Origin of the sequence: Dolichospermum sp. LEGE 00240 (assembly GCF_015207875.1) — a bacterium.
GTDB classification, from domain to species: domain Bacteria; phylum Cyanobacteriota; class Cyanobacteriia; order Cyanobacteriales; family Nostocaceae; genus Dolichospermum; species Dolichospermum gracile.
The window spans coordinates 1-17,277 of the sequence record NZ_JADEVZ010000043.1 but is presented as its reverse complement, the minus strand read 5'-3'; the positions used below and the strand labels follow the sequence as shown (position 1 = coordinate 17,277).

Here is a 17,277-nt window from a genome sequence, read left to right as displayed (position 1 = left end):
GAATACTCAGAATATGAATTTATATTTTACCAGGGTAAATTATACCATCTTGACTACGACAGTAATCGCAACTATTGTAATTTCTCTACCAACATCTGCTGCTGATACTGTTAGTACCCAAAAGATTGCTCAAATTGCTAAAAGCACCTCAGTCCAAATTAATGCAGGGGGTGATCTTACTCCCGGCGGTTCAGGAGTGATTATTGCTAAACAAGGTAATACTTACACTGTACTCACAGCTAATCATGTGGTGTGTGATGATTTAGGCCGGGCAGGAAAAATTACTTGCGCTACAGATACTACTTATTCCATACGCACAAACACGGGTAAGGATTATCCTGTCAAAGATATTAAAGTATTACAGCAAACTAGAAATGACGCGGATTTAGCTATAGCTACTTTTGTGGCTACAGAAGATTATCCTATTGCGACTTTAGGAAACTCTGATCAAATGGTAGAGGGTGCAGATGTGTTTGTTGGTGGGTTTCCAGCCGTATTTGGTAAAGTTGGATCTGCCAGAGACTTTGCTTTCACCACGGGAATAGTTGTTTCTCGTGCCAGTAATGCCATTAATGGCTATGGTTTGATTTACGATGCTAGAACCATAACTGGTAATAGTGGCGGTCCTGTGTTTGATATTGCTGGTAGAGTTGTGGCCATTCACGGGTTAGCTGATACTTCAGGTAAGAATAAAACAGAAACGGGAGCAGTGGTAACACAGAAAACAGGATTTAATGCGGGGATTCCTATTAACACTTTTTTAGCTGCAAGTGAGCCAATTATTAAAAACACCCCCATCAAAAAGGATAATAGTTCTACTAGGGAAAGTCCTGCTACCCGTTTAAACAATCCTCAGTCAGCAAGAGACTTTTATGCCAGGGGTATTACTAAACTAGATCAATATAATTATCGGGACGCAGCGGCAGATTTTACTCAAGCAATTAAGCTTAACCCTAAGTATATAGAAGCACACTTTAAAAGGGGATATTCATACACATGGGTCAGCAAACATCAAGAAGCTCTTACAGATTTTAACCAAGTTGTTGTTCTTGATCCTAACTACTTAGATGGCTACCTCAACCGGGGCTGGAGTCAGATATTCTTACAAAATGATCAAGCAGCCCTTGAGGATTTTAACCGGGCAATTCGTCTCAACCCTAACTATGCTGCCGCCTATGCCCATCAGGCTATGGCTTATATTAAATTAGGAAAGTATCAAGCGGCGTTGGAATCTTCCAAGCAAGCTATTCGTCTTGATCCTCATAATAGTTATGGCTACACAATTCAGGCAGATGTGTTTAACAACTTAAAAGACTATCCAGCAGCCATAAAAGTGTCAACTCTAGCTATTATTATTGATCCTGATGATTTTAATGCTTACATTAACCGCGCCATAGCCTACACTTTAACTGGTAATTATCAAAATGCACTTGCAGATTATCAAAAATCCGCAGAAATTTTTAATAGGCGTTATGTTAAAAAATCTGCAGATGAAGCAGAGGAAAATCCCAAACCAACTTCTAATTCTCAAGCAGAAGCAAAGCCAAAACTAACTTCTAACTCTTCCACTGATGCTAATGTAGAGTTAATTAAAAGTTGGGAATTAACTAATGTTTCCTGTGATTCTGGGGAAAAGTTAGTCACAATTATGATTGATGGTAAACAATATTGTGTAAGTCCTCATCCTAGTTTAATTCAGAAAAGTTATCAATACAATCGGGGTACAGGTAGGTTAGAATCTTTGACTAAATTACAAGAAAATCGAAAACCAACTTCCCAGATTGCCACTGATGCTAATGTAGAGTTAATTAAAAGTTGGGAATTAACTAATGTTTCCTGTGATTCTGGGGAAAAGTTAGTCACAATTATGATTGATGGTAAACAATATTGTGTAAGTCCTCATCCTAGTTTAATTCAGAAAAGTTATCAATACAATCGGGGTACAGGTAGGTTAGGAGCTTTGAATTAAACTGCATCCTCTTCAATTATATTTTTCCAGAAGTGTCCCTATACTGGCATTATGATCTAAAAAGGAAAATAAATGTCTGTAGAGCAGTTTGCCATCTTTATCTAATACAAATTGTGCTGGTAAAGGCGCTCCCAATGCTTGTCCAGTTTTATAAATACGAAATGTATGGCAACTTGAATCACTTAATAATGGCATTTTTAAGCCCAAGTCTTGAACTATTATTTGACTTTGCTTTTTGTCGGTGCTGGTAATTAATAAAATTTCAATTCCCCGATTTTTAAACTGTTCATAGTTGTCATTTAAAGCTTGAATATGGGGATAACAAAATGGACAATATTGCTTTTCGGTAAATATTCTGGTAAAGGCAATTATTACGGATTGTTTACCGCGAAAATCAGATAGCTTAACTACAGCATTATGAGTAATATCTAATAGTTTAAAATCTGGTGTGCCTACACCCAATCTAAAATTATCTAACGCCGGTATGGGTAGAAAATTATGGAAAAATCGCTCATTAAATAAGCCAGTAAAATCAGTTGAAGTCAGCATAAAAAATTCAAAATTAAAAGTTTAATTACCAAATTTCCCATTCTCTAAATATCAGCAAAGTAAATTTTAGACTTGATGGGATCAGGATTCATGGTTTTGTCTCCAGGTTGCCAATTAACAGGACAAACTTCATCAATATGGGTCTGAACGTGCTGAATTGCTTGTAGTGTTCGCAGGGTTTCATCCACATTGCGACCAAAGGCTAAGTTATTAATAGTGGAGTGTTGCAGGATGCCATCTTTATCTACGATAAATAAACCTCGCAAAGCAATACCAGCGGCTGGATCAAGAACGTTATAAGCGGCACTAATTTCTTTTTTGATGTCGGAAACTAGGGGATAATTTATATCACCGACTCCACCAGATTTACGATCTGTTTGAATCCAAGCGAGGTGGGAAAATTCACTATCAACGGAAATACCCAAGATTTCTGTATTTAGTTGGCTAAATTCTGGGTGGCGATCGCTATATGCTGTCACTTCAGTTGGACAAACAAAGGTAAAATCTAAGGGATAGAACAACAGAACAACATATCTACCACGATAATCAGACAATTTAATTGACTTAAACTCCTGATCTACTACGCTTGTTGCTGTAAAATCGGGAGCTTGTTGGCCAATACGGAGACATCCCTCTGTTCCATAGGTAAGTGTCATATTTTCGGCTTAATTAGGGACTTTTTAACTCAATATCATCAACAACAAATTATATCATGCCGCAGGATATCTGCAAGTCGGCTTTTAGTGATATGCGCTCCTATGGCTACGTGGAAGCGCATCCCAAAGCCTAAAGACTAAATTCTATTTTTAGCTAGTTATTAGCATACTTGCCAATCACTTGAGCTAAATCTGGAACTGCATCCTCTACATGTTTTTTGGCGGAACTACGTAATTTGTCGTAAGTCCCGCGCACAATTTGGCGTTTCGTATGTTTAACCCTGGCATCAGTTACACCTAACAGCGCGTCCGCGGTTTTATCGCTATTGGCTGCAAGGTATTTGACTGGTTCACCCTGTTGCACTCCTTCACTCCAGATAGGATCAATTGCTGTTAAGCAAACTGGTAGGAGGGATTCAATGACATTAGGGATATAACCCGGTTGGATTCCCTTCAGTGCGGCAAAGGCGGTTTTTAGGGCTACGCCACTTAGTCCTGACTTAGAAGCTAGTTGCGCGTCTATCATAGTACAGCAGTCTTGGACAATTAAGTCCTTATGACTAGAATTCATGATTTCTTCACTCAGTCCCATTTTCATACTCCTACGTATCAAGTTGCTTGATTTATTATTCTATAAGTAGTTGGATAAAATTAAATTCATTCATAAAGTCAAGAAACAGGGAAGAGTATAGTATTTGGAGATTTTTGATGGCGATGTCCTCCATCATCGCCAGGATGGGTTAGCGGAGATAGCTATAGATGTTGGTGAATCTTAATCCGTTACTATAATTACGCGCTCTAAGGAATGGGACAGAATTAATTACACAATTGATTTCCCTGTTCCCGAACATAAAAACTGAAGATATCATTAATTCCCCGGTTGAACTTATCCCCTGGGGAAGTTATTATGTATGGGAATAGGATGCGTCTTGGCAATGGCAAAATAGTCTAAAAGATAAAAAATAATTCAGAAGACACAAATTTCAGGAGTTAATCAATTCTACCTTGAGTATCATTATTCCCCCCGTCCCTCAGTAGATGATACTGTGGGATATTAACTTCACGATTGGGATAACCCCTGAATTCTTTGTTGATAAAATTTCTATTCAGCTTTCACCGATCAGAATCAACCATAACAGTATGTCTTACGTATCTCTCCTAAAAAACATACCAGAAATATTCAGCCAGCCAACGGGAATAGCCGCCATAGCCTCCCTTGGTATTCATGGTGCTATTGCCTTGATTGTTCCATTAATGCCAGTTAACTCTAATCAATCTTCAAAAACTGACTCACCCAAAGCAGTCGGATTAATGGAATTGAGCGCGGCTGATCAAAGCCGATTACCACAACCCCTTAGTAGATCCCAGGTAGCTTTACAGCAACCCCCATTACCTCTACAGCAACAACTACCAGGTATTAATTTGAGTAGTCCATTAACTAGCTATCCCGCTTTACAACCGGAATTATCTAGTCAGTCGGTATTACCACCTATTCCGAGTTCGCCAACCAACTTGAACCTTTCTTATCTACCCAGTAAGCAATCTATTGAAAGATTGACTCGCAATGATTTACAAATGGCAATGTCTAGATTGCCAGCCAGGAGTACATATACTCCCCCAACTTATTCGACCTCTCCTCTTGTCAATAATTTAGATCAGCAAATACGAGAAACTGCACCTCTAGGTATTAATAAGTTGCCAGAACTGCGACAAAGCAATGAAATACCTGGAGAACCACTAAATAATCCATCTGCTGAAGCTATTGATATTGGCAGTACAACAACAGCGGGTATTTCAGCACCACAAACAGTGGAATCAGGAAATAATGCCACTAAACTGCCTCAAGATGGGGAGAAATTGGCTTTAACAGATAATTATCAGGGAAAATCACCAGCAATCATCACCAATGAGTCTGAATCAAAAGGTAAAAGAACGGAGCAATTACTGGCTAAACTGAATTCTTACAATACTCTTAGACAAAATGTTCGCCAAGAATACCCCAATATAAAAGAGAAAGGGGTAATTCGGGAAACCATCTCTACAGATACACCTGAAATGGAAGGAACAGTTGTGGGTAGATTAGTTGTAGATTCAGATGGTAAGGTCTTGGATATTAAGTTCCAAGCAGGAGCAGAATCGCCGCAGCTACAATCTAAGGTTAGAGAATTTTTCAGTGCCAATCCACCTCAAGCTGATAAGCAGTTAATTAGCTCTTATCCTTTCCAACTGAAGTTCCAAAATAATCCCAATGCTACAGGCATAAGCTCTAAGATTCAACCTTCCGCTACTTCAAATACTGAAAAGGTATTTGAACCTCAAATAAAACCTTCAGGAACTCCCAACTCTCAAAAATCACCGGAAACTGAAAATACTCAAAGTCGTCCTGAGACTCCATCAGTAAATACTCTTAGTCCTATCACTTCAGCAACACCCAGTAGTGATGCTGCAGCTGTATCTACTGAATCTAGTAAAAAACTGATCCAAACCTTACGCCAAATCAAGGAAGAAAGAAAAAATCCTTAGCACCATGATCAAAGATGTGGTGCGTGACGCTGTCGTTCTCAGCTTTACACACCCTCTGTGCTTTTTTTGAACTGGATTTCTATAGATTTATAAGGGTTTGGCAGTGTTAAATCCTTATATAAAAAGATCACAGAAATATTGTACATGGATTGGATTACTCTCCTGCGATCGCTACAATCTGATTTTCTGAAAAGGTTAACATCTGGTTGTTTACTTCATTGTCAAATAGAAGGTCAACATAGTGAATTAACTATTATTTCTGGTGAGAGATTAAAGGCATTACGGGAATTTTGCTGGTTAATGGCGGAAAAATATAAACGCACTTCTCCAGTCCGTGACGTTTTTATTAATAATCTTAAAGGTAAATTAGGCGAGGAAGTTGTTAAGGAAAGATTAGCTAATTTTATTACAGAAGTAGATTATGAAAAACGCTTTGGTGGTGATGGTAAAAGTGATTTTACACTCACTGCTAATTCTGCCATTGGCGTTGAAGTCAAATCTCGTCACGGTAGTATTGATAGAGTCAGATGGTCAGTTAGTGCCGAAGAAGTGGAAAAAAATGCAGTCATTGTCTGTATTTTGATTCAAGAAGAAGTCAATGAAGCGCAATCTGCATATCATCTTTTTCTAGCTGGATTTCTACCCACGCAAATGATTAAATTGAAAACTGGGAAAATTTCCTTTGGGATTAATCAATTATTGTATGGTGGTGGTTTATTTTCCTATTTAGCACAATTTCCCATTCCAGCAACTTCTTATCCATCTAATTTATCTCAAAGTCAAATAATTAAACCCCAATCCACACCTGTGGATTTAACTATTTTTTATTTAAATCTTGGTGATGAATACTTCCAAAAAGGGGAGTATGCAGCAGCAATTAATAGTTATAATCAAGCCTTACAATTTAATAATAGTGATGCTGATATTTATTATAAACTAGGTTTAGTTAATTATCAATTAGGTGAGTATCACACAGCAATTACTAACTATAGTCAGGCAATCAATATTAATATTAATCATGGTCAAGCTTATTATCAAATAGGTTTGACACATTATCAAATAGGGAATTATCAAATAGCTATAGAGGCTTATACCCAAGCAATTAGAATTAATCCCCATATTGCGATTAATTATAAAAATCGTGCTGATGTTCGCTCTCATATTGGTGATCCTCAAGGAGCAATTGAAGATTATAATCAAGCAATTAAGCTAAATCCTGATTATGTGACTACACAAAAAGATAGACAAATATCTCGTTACCTATTAGATGATCAACAGAAATCGCAGCAAGTAATTAATATTGATTTTGATAATGCTATTGGGTACAAAAATCGGGGACATGATCGGGTTGAATTAGGAGATTATGAAGGAGCAATTGCTGACTATACCCAAGCCATTCAAATTAGTCCTGATGATATTGATGCTTATTATTGTCGGGGTAATGCTCATTTTGATTTAGGAAAATATGCAGCAGCAATCACTGATTATACCCAAGTAGTGAAAATGAATTCTCACTATATTAATGCTTATTATAACAGAGGAAATGCCCTATTAGAAATTGCCGACAAGCAAGGAGCAGTGGCAGATTTTCATAAAGCCGCAGATTTATATTGGCAAGAGGGAAAATTAGCAGAATATCAAGATATAAAAGCGAGAATAATAGAATTAGAAATAGAAGCATCTTTAGATATTTTAAATTTCTAATAAATAACTGGAGTTTAGACTAAAAACAGATCCTTGAGTTAATACATAAAAGATGGCATTAAGTACGCACCAAATATCTACTTCTCGTTTTCTACCACCAGTTTTAGCTCCTGGAATTAAAGGTTCTATTAGTAATTAAAAAGTCTGAATCACGGATTATATGGATTACGCTGATTACACGGATTTTTTTGATTTGCTAAGATAACCAAAATCTGTGAAATCCTTTAATCTATAAAATCCGTGATTCTAACCTTGTTTTTAGCCATTCACTCATCACTCAGGCTTACTCAGGAAAGGCGATCGCTCTCGTCATTAGTATAATCGTTCCACAAGAGTTTTAGTTGTGAGCAATATACAATCTAAATGTCCAACAGCTTATTCATCCTGTTCATCCTTTAATCCTGGTTATCCTGATTCTGACATTTTTATTTATGGTTTCTTCGCTTTTTGAGATTTCTGGGATTTTTGGGCAACTAAATGTGGATATTGATCTTGCATTTCTAAAAGTTCGGGGACAGTAACAAACTCATAACCCTGTTTACGGAACTTGCTAATGATTTCTGGTAAGGCTTTGACAGTGTGAGAGCGATCGCCACCACCATCGTGCATTAACACAATACCTCCTGGTTTAGCTTCTCTAAATATATTGTTAATTAGTCTTGGTACACCAGGACGAGAATAGTCCATAGAATCAGACGACCACATAATAACAGCATATTTATTACTTTTGGCGTAAGCTGCCACTCCATTCCTCATGTTTCCCCCTGGGGGACGAAACAGACTGGTTTTCACCCCTGTAGTTTGATAAATGATGTCTGTTGTATTAGCAACTTCATAAGCTGCTACCTGGGGATTCATGTGATGATACCAATGATGCCAGGTATGATTAGCAATAGTATGACCATCTGTAACTACCCGCTTTGTTAAATCTGGATAGTTCTTGACATTTTGGCCAACAACAAAAAATGTCCCCTTAATATTATTTTTCTTGAGAATATCTAACACCTTGTCGGTGCTACTAGGCCAAGGTCCATCATCAAACGTTAAGGCAATAACTTTTTTTTCTGGGGGAAGTTTAGCTTCGCTAATTACAATCCCTTGAAAGTGAGATGGTACATCAGTGGACACCCCTTTGGCTTGTGCTTCTTGTTGCCAAGTGGTCAGCATTTCTGTTTTAAATTCCTCTAACCGCTGCTGAGTTTTCACACTAGCTGCAATGTCTTTATTTTTAACAATTACACCTTGAATTTGAGCATCAGAGATTTTCGCCTTGAATAAAATCATCAAAGCAATGCTTAAAGTGCCCGTTAGTCCAAGTATTGCAATTAATATTCCCTGCGTTCCAAAAAAAGACTTATTATCTTCCACAGTGTAACTCCTTCAAGGGGTGAGCAACCATTGATGGCAGCGATCGCTCTGACGGTAGGTTATAACACATTTTTCTAAAAATTGAGGTAGTTTACCATACTCTGAAGTATGATGTCCTTGGTATTCATGTATATTCTGTTGATTGAACTCATGATTCACTATTAAAAAAAATAATTTTTTCCTCAATGCCATGAGTAGTTAGATGATAATTAACTGAAGATAGTTTCTCATTTATTAATGAAATTTAGTAGTTACATTAGCTACTAATCTAACCTTGAGTGGACATATTTTTATCACGGATTGATAACTCTTCCATAATAGTGGATTTAGCTGTTCTGTTAAGTTGATTTTTTCCAAATCACTAATATCACCCCAGTGACAATCAAACCTAGTCCAAAAACACGGGTTAGAGAAATAGGTTCTTTTAAAACAAAGTAACCTAGTAACACAGAAAATATGTAACCAATAGATACAGCAGGGGCGGCAACGCTGAGATTGACCCTGGTTAGGAGTAAGATATAGGCTACTGCACCAATACCATAACAGGTTAATCCTAATAAAAGTTCTGGTATGGTGATCATATTGAGAATCAGACTGATCATGTTTCCTCCATGAACTTTACCTAATTTAATTGCCCCCATTTTCAAAAAAAATTGTCCAGCGACACTAATGATAACTGATATTAGTAGTAAACTAAATTCTGGGATTGACACTGATATTACCTTAATTTTATTATTGATAACGGTGATTGTGGGATGAAATAGAATGGAGGGCGCAGACCCTGCGCCCCTAGGTTTTTGAGATTTAAAACTATTGAATAGTATTATTTTTTTTAAGTCAACATTTTAGTTTTTTGTAAAGCCTCCAGTTTCTTTTAATGTATAAAGAGGACGACCTTTTACTTCTTCATATATTCTGCCAATATATTCGCCTAAAATACCAATACAAATTAATTGGACTGAACCCAAGAAAAACATAGAAATTGTAATTAATGTGTAACCAATTAAGTGAGAGACTGGGGCAAATATCCGCCAATAAAGCACTAATACTATCATAATCATAGCGATCGCCGCCGAGATAATCCCTAAGTAGGTTGCCAGTCGTAAGGGAACTGTGGAAAAAGAGATAATACCATCAATTGCCAGGGATAAAGATTTACCAAAAGTGTATTTTACATCTCCGGCAAACCGAGGGTTTCTTTCAAAAAGTACAGAGGTTTGTCGAAAACCTACCCAAGCACGTAAACCGCGAATATAACGGTTGCGTTCTGGCATAGAATTTAAGATATCTACTACTTGTCTATCCATTAAGCAAAAATCGCCTGTATCTACGGGAATATCAACTTTAGCCAAGCGTCGCAGAATGCGATAAAAAAGGTATGCTGTTAAGCGTTTTAGCCAACCTTCCTTTTGACGGGATATGCGTTGGGCGTATACTACTTGGTATTCTTGATGCCATTTTTCGATCATTGTTAAAATTAATTCTGGTGGATCTTGGAGATCGGCATCCATAACAATGATACATTTACCTTGGACAAAGTTCAAACCAGCGGTAACGGCGATTTGATGCCCAAAATTCCGGGCGAGACTGAGGTAATGGACTCGATTGTCACGGTGGTGTAATTCGCGCATCATACTTAAAGAGCGATCGCGGCTACCATCATCAATTAAAATTAATTCCACCTCATCGTCTAACTGTTCCATGACATCATGTAAACGGCGATACATCTCCATGATGTTTTCTTCTTCGTTATAAATGGGGATAACTAGGGAGTAGATGGGCTGATTGATCATGATAAAATTTATTGAAAATTTAATTGCCTGAAAATCCAAATATAATGAATTATTCCTCTTATCTAAAAATCAATAAAGACTATATCATACTATTAACCATCTGGTTAATAGGATTAATGATAGATAGAACATGGTTTTTCCTAGATGAATCTATTCCAGCTTATGATCAAAGCGCACATTTAACTGGAGCCTTACATCATTATCGAATTTTTCAAAACTTAAATATCTTATCAGGTGATTGGTGGTTATCTCTATGGCAATTAACCCCTAGTTATCGCGCTCCTTTTGTATATATTTGTACTGTACCGTTTTTAGGATTGTTTGGTAAGGGTCATGATCAAGCAAGTTTAGTCAATTTATTATATACAGCGATAATTATTTTATCAGTATATCATTTAGGGAATTATTTATTTCCCAACCGAAAAATTGGCATCACAGCCAGCATATTTTGCTTGTTATTTCCCATTATGGGAATTATCCGCACGGATTATTTATTAGATTATGGTTTAACGGCTATTGTCATAGCTACTTTCACAGTTTTAACAATTTGGAAAGATAGTTATACTGGGTTTTTATCATGGATGTTAACTCTTTTGCTAGGAATAGGAATAGGGTTGATTATGTTATCTAAACCCACAGGTTTTATTTTTATTCTCATTCCTAGTATTTGCACATTAATTATTTTTATCAGCAAACGTAAATTTATTAAATTAATTCAAACAGGATTATCTTTAATTTTAGCTTGGTTGATTGCTGGTTCTTGGTATAGTGTAAATTGGTTAACTATTATTACTTCTGCCTTAAATGCTAATCATGTGGGAAAAGGAGAAGGTGATCCATCTGCAACAACAATTGCTGGTTGGTTATATTATCCGCAAGCTATCCCTGAAACAGTTGGTTTTCCCATATTATTTGTAAGTATTGGTATTTTCTTAATTTACCTTTTTAAACGTCGGGGTACTCAAGATTTCTTGCCAGATAATTTATCAAAATCTGCATTAAGTTGGTTATTTATTTCTCTAATTAGTAGTTATATAATTTGTTCTCTGGGGACAAATAAAGATATTAGATTTATTCTGCCTTGTTTTCCGGTAATTAGTTTAATTTTGGCTTACTTTCTTAACTTGATTGACAATATCTGGTTTAATAGATTAAGATTAGCAACTTTTGTATTAAGTGGGATAGTTTTACTCAATAATTTATTTCCTTTACCCCTAATTCAAGTCTGGGGTGGAAAACATTTACCAAATGATGAGAGTAAAAAATATCCCCTTGCGGAATTAATGGCGAAAATTAATCAAACTACTCCATATTTAAGAACAACTTTGGGAGTAATTCCAGTTTCTACACCCCAAGTTAATGAATTTACTTTAGATTATTTCGGAACACTGGCTGATTTTCGCATTTACGGCAGAAAATTAACTATGAAATTATCTCAGGTAGATCAAGATTTGCAGTATTTATCGTGGTATGTCACCAAAGATAATGAACCAGATGAACCAGGAGAAAAGGGAGAAACTAAACGCAAATTAAAATCTTTAGTAGAATCTGATCCTGCATTAAAATTACAAAGTGATTGGGTATTACCTCATGGTGATAAATTACGGTTATATCATCGCAAAAATCCCCATATAGTTGTTGAAAAAATCAATAGTAATAATAATTCAATTTCTTTGGAAAAAGTCATAATTGCCAATCAACTCATCAAAAATCAAAATAACTCAGTTACGTATCAAATAACAGGTGCATGGGATGAATTGCAAAATGGTTTGTTACTTTTGAAATGGCAAAATGGAAAATCAGCTTGGTATCATGATCATGCGATCGCATTAGGTAATCTATATTGTGGTATAAAATGTCATCCTCAAGGAAATTTTCGAGTAATTGAGAATCTCGCTACATTTATTCCCCAGGAGTTACCGCTAGGAAAATATCAACTATCCGCACTATATTTAGATAAAATTAATGGCAAAACTACACCTTTAAATATTCCTAAGATAATTGTCAATGTTACAGATACAGGAAAATTATCAAAAACTCCACCTTTAGATTTAGTTTCCCGAATGTCACAACTAGCAGTAGACTTACGACAGGGAAAATTAGATAATATCTTTGTGCAAATAGATAATTTTAATCAATATGATCCTACTCAAGATTATTTGAAGCAAATTGAATTTGCTGCTAATTATTACCTAGAAAATGAACCAAACAACCTGAATTGGCGTTATACTTTGGTTTTATCACAACTTTTACAGCGCAAAGCCAAATCATTAATCCAGAATTTAACAGAATTGACTAAATATGATCATCAAAATCCCTATACTTGGCTTTATTTAGCATTTGTTTATTTATATGACTTTCAACCCAAACAAGCTCAAAAGCAGTTGATAGTAGCAGAAAAATTAAAACCAGATATACCAGAATTAAAGACTTTAAAAACAGTTACAAATATCATGAGATTTCTCCCATTAATTCATTTATAAAATATGAGTCATAAACAATGGTTTTTAGGTTTATTGGTAGCATCTTTAATTTTATGGCTGCTAGGTTTGGGTAATTTACCTTTACGAGATTGGGATGAAGGTACTTATGCTATAGTCGCTAGAGAAATTTATCGGACTGGTAATTGGGTTTATCCAACTCTCCAAGGAGATCCTTTTTTATTAAAACCACCTTTGATGCAATGGTTAATTGCTGTTTGCTATCATATTTTCGGAGTGCAAGAATTTACTACCAGATTTCCGGGAGCATTTTTAACAGCTTTAGGAGTACCTTTAGTTTATTTAATTGGACGTTTAGCTTTTAAAGAAAATTTACCAGCTTTATTTTCAGCTTTGGTTTATTTAACATTATTACCGGTCGTTCGTCATGGTAGATTGGCAATGTTAGATGGGATGACTATTTCCTTTTTTCTATTGTTGTTATTTTGTGTCCTGAAAGCAAAAGATTATAAAAAATATGCTTTGGGTATCGGTTTTTGTTTGGGTTTAATTACTTTAACTAAGGGAATGTTGGTGGTAGTTTTAGGGGGAATAGTCTGTTTATTTATTATTGTTAATCAACAATTAGCTTTATTAAAAAATCCATTTCTCTGGATAGGAATGGTGTTAGGTAATTTCCCTGCTGTTGCTTGGTATTTTTCCCAATGGCAACATTATGGCAATATTTTCTTAGCAGTGCATTTTCAATCCCAAGCTTTTGATAGATTGGGAAAAGCTGTGGAAGGTAATACGGGTCCTGTTTGGTATTATTTACTGGAAATTCTCAAATATGGTTTTCCCTGGTTGTTGTTTTTGCCAGGTGGTTTATATTTAAGTTGGAAAAATCGTCATACTGTGTGGGGTTGTTTAATTCTGATTGGGACAATTGTTTATTTTGCCATAGTTTCTTTAATGGGGACAAAATTACCTTGGTATATTATGCCTGTGTATCCATTTTTAGCGTTAGCAATTGGGGCTAATTTAAGTTATATTTGGCAAAGTGGGCAGTTTAAAAGTAAATTTTTGACAGGATTTTTGGCATTTTTAGTGATTGTTGGTTTGGCAGGTTGTGTTTATTTCAGTATGTTTGATCAACAGCCATTGTTAATTGTGATGAGTGTGATTTTAGCAATAACTATGGGGATAACATCATGGTTAGTTAATCAGCGTAATCGTCAATTTATTCCAGTTTTATTGACAGGAATGTATCTGGTTTTAGCCATGTTGATGAGTTCTCAATCATGGATTTGGGAGTTAAATGAAAAATACCCTGTTCTCCCAGTGGCAGCTTTAATTAGAGATAATGTGCCACCGGGAACACAAATATATACTTCTTTTCCTGATAGTCGTCCTAGTTTAGATTTTTATAGTGATTGTCAAGTGATTCCTGCATCTATGGCAGATTTACAAGATAAGGTTGCTGATAAATCTTATTTATTATTGGGTAAGGAGACTTTGCCGAAAATTAATTTAAATCAAAGTCAAGTTATGGGAGAGACCAATGGTTTTAAATTAGTCGCCACAAATTAATGCTGATTAATATATAGACAGCCACGTGGGGATTGCCCCTACGAATTGATACCGGACAATTTGATTCTGGAAAATATAGTCTTCTAGGGGCTAAAATTGTTACGATAACTTCAGATTTGTTGTTGAAACCTTGATCCAATCTGAAACCTTAGAATTACTAGAGTGGCCCCGTCTGTGCCAGCACCTTTCCACCTTTGCGGCAACTAAGTTAGGGGCGATAGTTGCGCGTAACCTGCCGATTCCTGAAACTCAGGTAGAAAGTGAACAGTTATTAGCGCAAACCAAGGAAGTGTACGAACTGGAAAGTCGTTTGCATCCAGGGTTGTCCTTTGAGGGAATACAGGATATTGGTGATTCCCTGGAACGGGCAATACTCCAAAGTATTTTACCTGGCGAGGAACTGTTGGCGATCGCTACTACCCTCGCAGGAACAAGAAATTTACGCCGTGTCATTGATAATCAAGAAAATGTCCCGGTTTTATCCGATTTAGTTTCCCAATTGCGGACTTACCCCGAATTAGAACAGGAAATCCACCGTTGTATTGATGAACGGGGGCAAGTAACTGATCGTGCTAGTCAGAAAATGGGGGAAATTCGCATAGAATTGCGGAAAATTCGCGGACAAATCACCCAAAAACTCCAAAATATTATTCAAGCTAAATCAGGGGCGATTCAAGAACAGTTAATTACCCAAAGAAGCGATCGCTTTGTTATCCCCGTTAAAGCCCCCCAAAAGGACGCAATTCCCGGCATTGTACACGATACCTCTACCAGTGGCGCAACCCTGTATATAGAGCCTAATAGTGTCGTACCATTGGGTAATCAACTCCGGCAAGTGATCAGAAAAGAACAAACTGAAGCTGAAGTAATTCGCCGCACTTTAACGGAGAAAGTCGCCGCAGTTAGCCCAGACTTAGAAAGATTATTAGCTATTGTCACCACCTTAGATTTAGCAACTGCCAAATCCCGTTACAGTCTGTGGATAGGTTCTAATCCCCCACATTTTGTGAATCGAGAAGACAATGAAATTATCACCTTGCGAAATCTGCGCCACCCCTTGTTAGTCTGGCAACAGCAGCATGAACAAGGAAATCCCGTCGTACCTGTAGATTTGTTAATTAGTCCCCAAATTCGCGTAGTTACAATTACCGGACCAAATACAGGGGGAAAAACTGTCACCTTAAAAACCTTGGGATTAGCCGCTATCATGTCCAAGGTGGGTTTATTTGTTCCCGCCCGTGAACCCGTAGAAATGCCTTGGTTTTCCCAAGTTTTAGCTGATATTGGCGATGAACAATCTTTACAACAGAGTTTATCCACATTTTCAGGACATATTCGCCGCATTAGTCGAATATTAGAAGCATTAGAGTCAGGAGGTAGGGGCGCAGGGCCTGCGCCCAACAATCAGGAAGAAAAAGAAGAAGGAGTCAGGAGTCAGGAGTCAGAAGTCAGTAGGGGCGGGGTTTCCCCGCCCAGAAGTCGGGAGAAAGAAGAAGAAATAAAACTACCAGTCCCCAATCCCCAGTCCCTAGTTCTACTTGATGAAGTTGGTGCAGGTACAGATCCCGTTGAAGGAAGTGCATTAGCGATCGCTTTACTGAAATATCTCGCCAATCATACCCAGCTAACAATGGCTAGTACCCACTTTGGTGAACTCAAAGCCTTAAAATATGAAGATCCTCGGTTTGAAAATGCTTCCGTAGAATTTAACGAAACCACACTGTCACCCACTTACCGTCTCTTGTGGGGGATTCCTGGCCGTTCCAACGCCCTGAGTATTGCCTTGCGTTTAGGCTTAAAACCCGAAGTAGTCGCAGAAGCAAAAACTCAAGTCGGAGAAGCCACAGATGAAGTAAACCAAGTTATTGCCGGTTTAGAAGCCCAACGTCGCAACCAGGAAACCAAAGCCGCCGAAGCCCAAAAATTATTACGTCAAGCCGAACGATTATATAAAGAAGTTTCCGACAAAGCCGCGTCCTTAGAAGCCAGAGAAAAAGATTTGCGGGCTTCCCAAGAAATCGCCGTTCAACAAGCAATTACCCAAGCCAAAGGCGAAATTGCCCAAGTCATCCGCCGCTTGCAAAAAGGCACACCTAACGCCCAAGATGCCCAACAAGCCACCGCATCCCTAAGTCAAATTGCCCAAAAATATGAACCTGCACCCCCACCTAAACCTAAGCCTAGGTTTATGCCAAAAGTGGGCGATCGCGTGCGAATTCCCAAATTAGGTCAAACCGCCGAAGTTTTAACAATTCCTGATGCTGACGGCAACTTTAATGTCCGGTTTGGCATCATGAAAATGACAGTCCAACTCCAAGATATAGAATCCTTAGATGGACAAAAACCCGAACCCATAGTTAAACCAAAACCAGCCCCAGCAGTAGTTACACCACCACCAGCCCCAGCCATTCGTACCTCCAAAAATACTGTGGATTTGCGCGGAAAACGAGTGGCCGATGCCGAATACATCTTAGACAAAGCTATTTCTGAAGCCGCTGGCCCCCTATGGATTATTCATGGACACGGTACTGGTAAACTTAAGCAAGGAGTCCACGCCTTTCTACAACAACACCCTAGAGTTACCCACTACGAACCAGCCGAACAAGCTGATGGCGGTACTGGTGTCACCGTTGCCCATATCATATAGCAGGAGAGGCAAGGGAGGTAGGGAAGTAGGGGAAGTAGGGGAGGTAGGGGAAGTAGGG

Annotated in this window: 12 protein-coding genes; 6 read left to right on the top strand and 6 right to left on the bottom strand. The window is 37.5% G+C overall.

Annotation, left to right across the window (positions count from 1 at the left end; translation table 11 throughout):
* Positions 1-49 precede the first annotated feature (49 nt).
* Complete coding sequence (locus IQ226_RS14960) at positions 50-1,969, top strand: tetratricopeptide repeat-containing serine protease family protein (protein WP_228039459.1); 1,920 nt, start codon at positions 50-52, stop codon at positions 1,967-1,969.
* Between the two features lie 12 nt (positions 1,970-1,981).
* On the opposite strand, the gene IQ226_RS14955 is transcribed toward IQ226_RS14960, so the two are convergent.
* From IQ226_RS14955 to IQ226_RS14945, 3 genes are all read right to left on the bottom strand, one after another.
* Positions 1,982-2,518 carry a peroxiredoxin gene (locus tag IQ226_RS14955; protein ID WP_193896594.1) on the bottom strand — a complete coding sequence of 179 codons (537 nt, stop codon included), beginning with the start codon at positions 2,516-2,518 and terminating at the stop codon, positions 1,982-1,984.
* Positions 2,519-2,562: 44 nt separating this feature from the next.
* The gene (locus tag IQ226_RS14950) at positions 2,563-3,174 is read right to left on the bottom strand and encodes a peroxiredoxin (protein ID WP_193896592.1); all 612 of its coding nucleotides are present in this window, start codon (positions 3,172-3,174) and stop codon (positions 2,563-2,565) included.
* Between the two features lie 154 nt (positions 3,175-3,328).
* Positions 3,329-3,766 (bottom strand): hypothetical protein, encoded by a 438-nt coding sequence (locus IQ226_RS14945; protein ID WP_193896590.1) that lies wholly within the window; start codon positions 3,764-3,766, stop codon positions 3,329-3,331.
* A gap of 548 nt (positions 3,767-4,314) precedes the next feature.
* Between IQ226_RS14945 and IQ226_RS14940 the strand changes: the two genes are divergently transcribed.
* The gene (locus IQ226_RS14940) at positions 4,315-5,697 is read left to right on the top strand and encodes a hypothetical protein (protein WP_193896588.1); all 1,383 of its coding nucleotides are present in this window, start codon (positions 4,315-4,317) and stop codon (positions 5,695-5,697) included.
* Positions 5,698-5,841: 144 nt separating this feature from the next.
* Entirely contained in the window at positions 5,842-7,401 is a 1,560-nt protein-coding gene (locus tag IQ226_RS14935) for a tetratricopeptide repeat protein (protein ID WP_193896586.1), read from the top strand.
* 429 nt (positions 7,402-7,830) lie between these two features.
* On the opposite strand, the gene IQ226_RS14930 is transcribed toward IQ226_RS14935, so the two are convergent.
* The 3 genes from IQ226_RS14930 to IQ226_RS14920 all read right to left on the bottom strand — a co-directional run bounded on the left by IQ226_RS14930 (position 7,831) and on the right by IQ226_RS14920 (position 10,559).
* Positions 7,831-8,769 carry a polysaccharide deacetylase family protein gene (locus IQ226_RS14930; RefSeq protein ID WP_193896584.1) on the bottom strand — a complete coding sequence of 313 codons (939 nt, stop codon included), beginning with the start codon at positions 8,767-8,769 and terminating at the stop codon, positions 7,831-7,833.
* 338 nt (positions 8,770-9,107) lie between these two features.
* Complete coding sequence (locus IQ226_RS14925) at positions 9,108-9,482, bottom strand: EamA family transporter (RefSeq protein WP_193896582.1); 375 nt, start codon at positions 9,480-9,482, stop codon at positions 9,108-9,110.
* A gap of 132 nt (positions 9,483-9,614) precedes the next feature.
* Complete coding sequence (locus IQ226_RS14920; RefSeq protein ID WP_193896635.1) at positions 9,615-10,559, bottom strand: glycosyltransferase family 2 protein; 945 nt, start codon at positions 10,557-10,559, stop codon at positions 9,615-9,617.
* A 47-nt stretch (positions 10,560-10,606) separates the two neighbouring features.
* On the opposite strand from IQ226_RS14920, the gene IQ226_RS14915 reads away from it, so the two are divergent.
* The 3 genes from IQ226_RS14915 to IQ226_RS14905 all read left to right on the top strand — a co-directional run bounded on the left by IQ226_RS14915 (position 10,607) and on the right by IQ226_RS14905 (position 17,219).
* Complete coding sequence (locus IQ226_RS14915; protein WP_193896580.1) at positions 10,607-13,045, top strand: hypothetical protein; 2,439 nt, start codon at positions 10,607-10,609, stop codon at positions 13,043-13,045.
* A 3-nt stretch (positions 13,046-13,048) separates the two neighbouring features.
* Positions 13,049-14,572, top strand: coding sequence for a glycosyltransferase family 39 protein (locus tag IQ226_RS14910; RefSeq protein WP_193896578.1), 1,524 nt, complete (start codon positions 13,049-13,051; stop codon positions 14,570-14,572).
* Positions 14,573-14,702: 130 nt separating this feature from the next.
* Positions 14,703-17,219, top strand: a complete 2,517-nt coding sequence (locus IQ226_RS14905; RefSeq protein ID WP_193896576.1) for an endonuclease MutS2 — start codon at positions 14,703-14,705, stop codon at positions 17,217-17,219.
* Positions 17,220-17,277 lie beyond the last annotated feature (58 nt).

Bases quoted from the DNA above. Each gene is read 5' to 3' on its own strand.
- IQ226_RS14955 (WP_193896594.1), bottom strand. From the start codon at position 2,518: ATGCTGACTTCAACTGATTTTACTGGCTTATTTAATGAGCGATTTTTC.
- IQ226_RS14950 (WP_193896592.1), bottom strand. From the start codon at position 3,174: ATGACACTTACCTATGGAACAGAGGGATGTCTCCGTATTGGCCAACAA.
- IQ226_RS14945 (WP_193896590.1), bottom strand. From the start codon at position 3,766: ATGGGACTGAGTGAAGAAATCATGAATTCTAGTCATAAGGACTTAATT.
- IQ226_RS14940 (WP_193896588.1), top strand. From the start codon at position 4,315: ATGTCTTACGTATCTCTCCTAAAAAACATACCAGAAATATTCAGCCAG.
- IQ226_RS14935 (WP_193896586.1), top strand. From the start codon at position 5,842: ATGGATTGGATTACTCTCCTGCGATCGCTACAATCTGATTTTCTGAAA.
- IQ226_RS14915 (WP_193896580.1), top strand. From the start codon at position 10,607: ATGAATTATTCCTCTTATCTAAAAATCAATAAAGACTATATCATACTA.
- IQ226_RS14910 (WP_193896578.1), top strand. From the start codon at position 13,049: ATGAGTCATAAACAATGGTTTTTAGGTTTATTGGTAGCATCTTTAATT.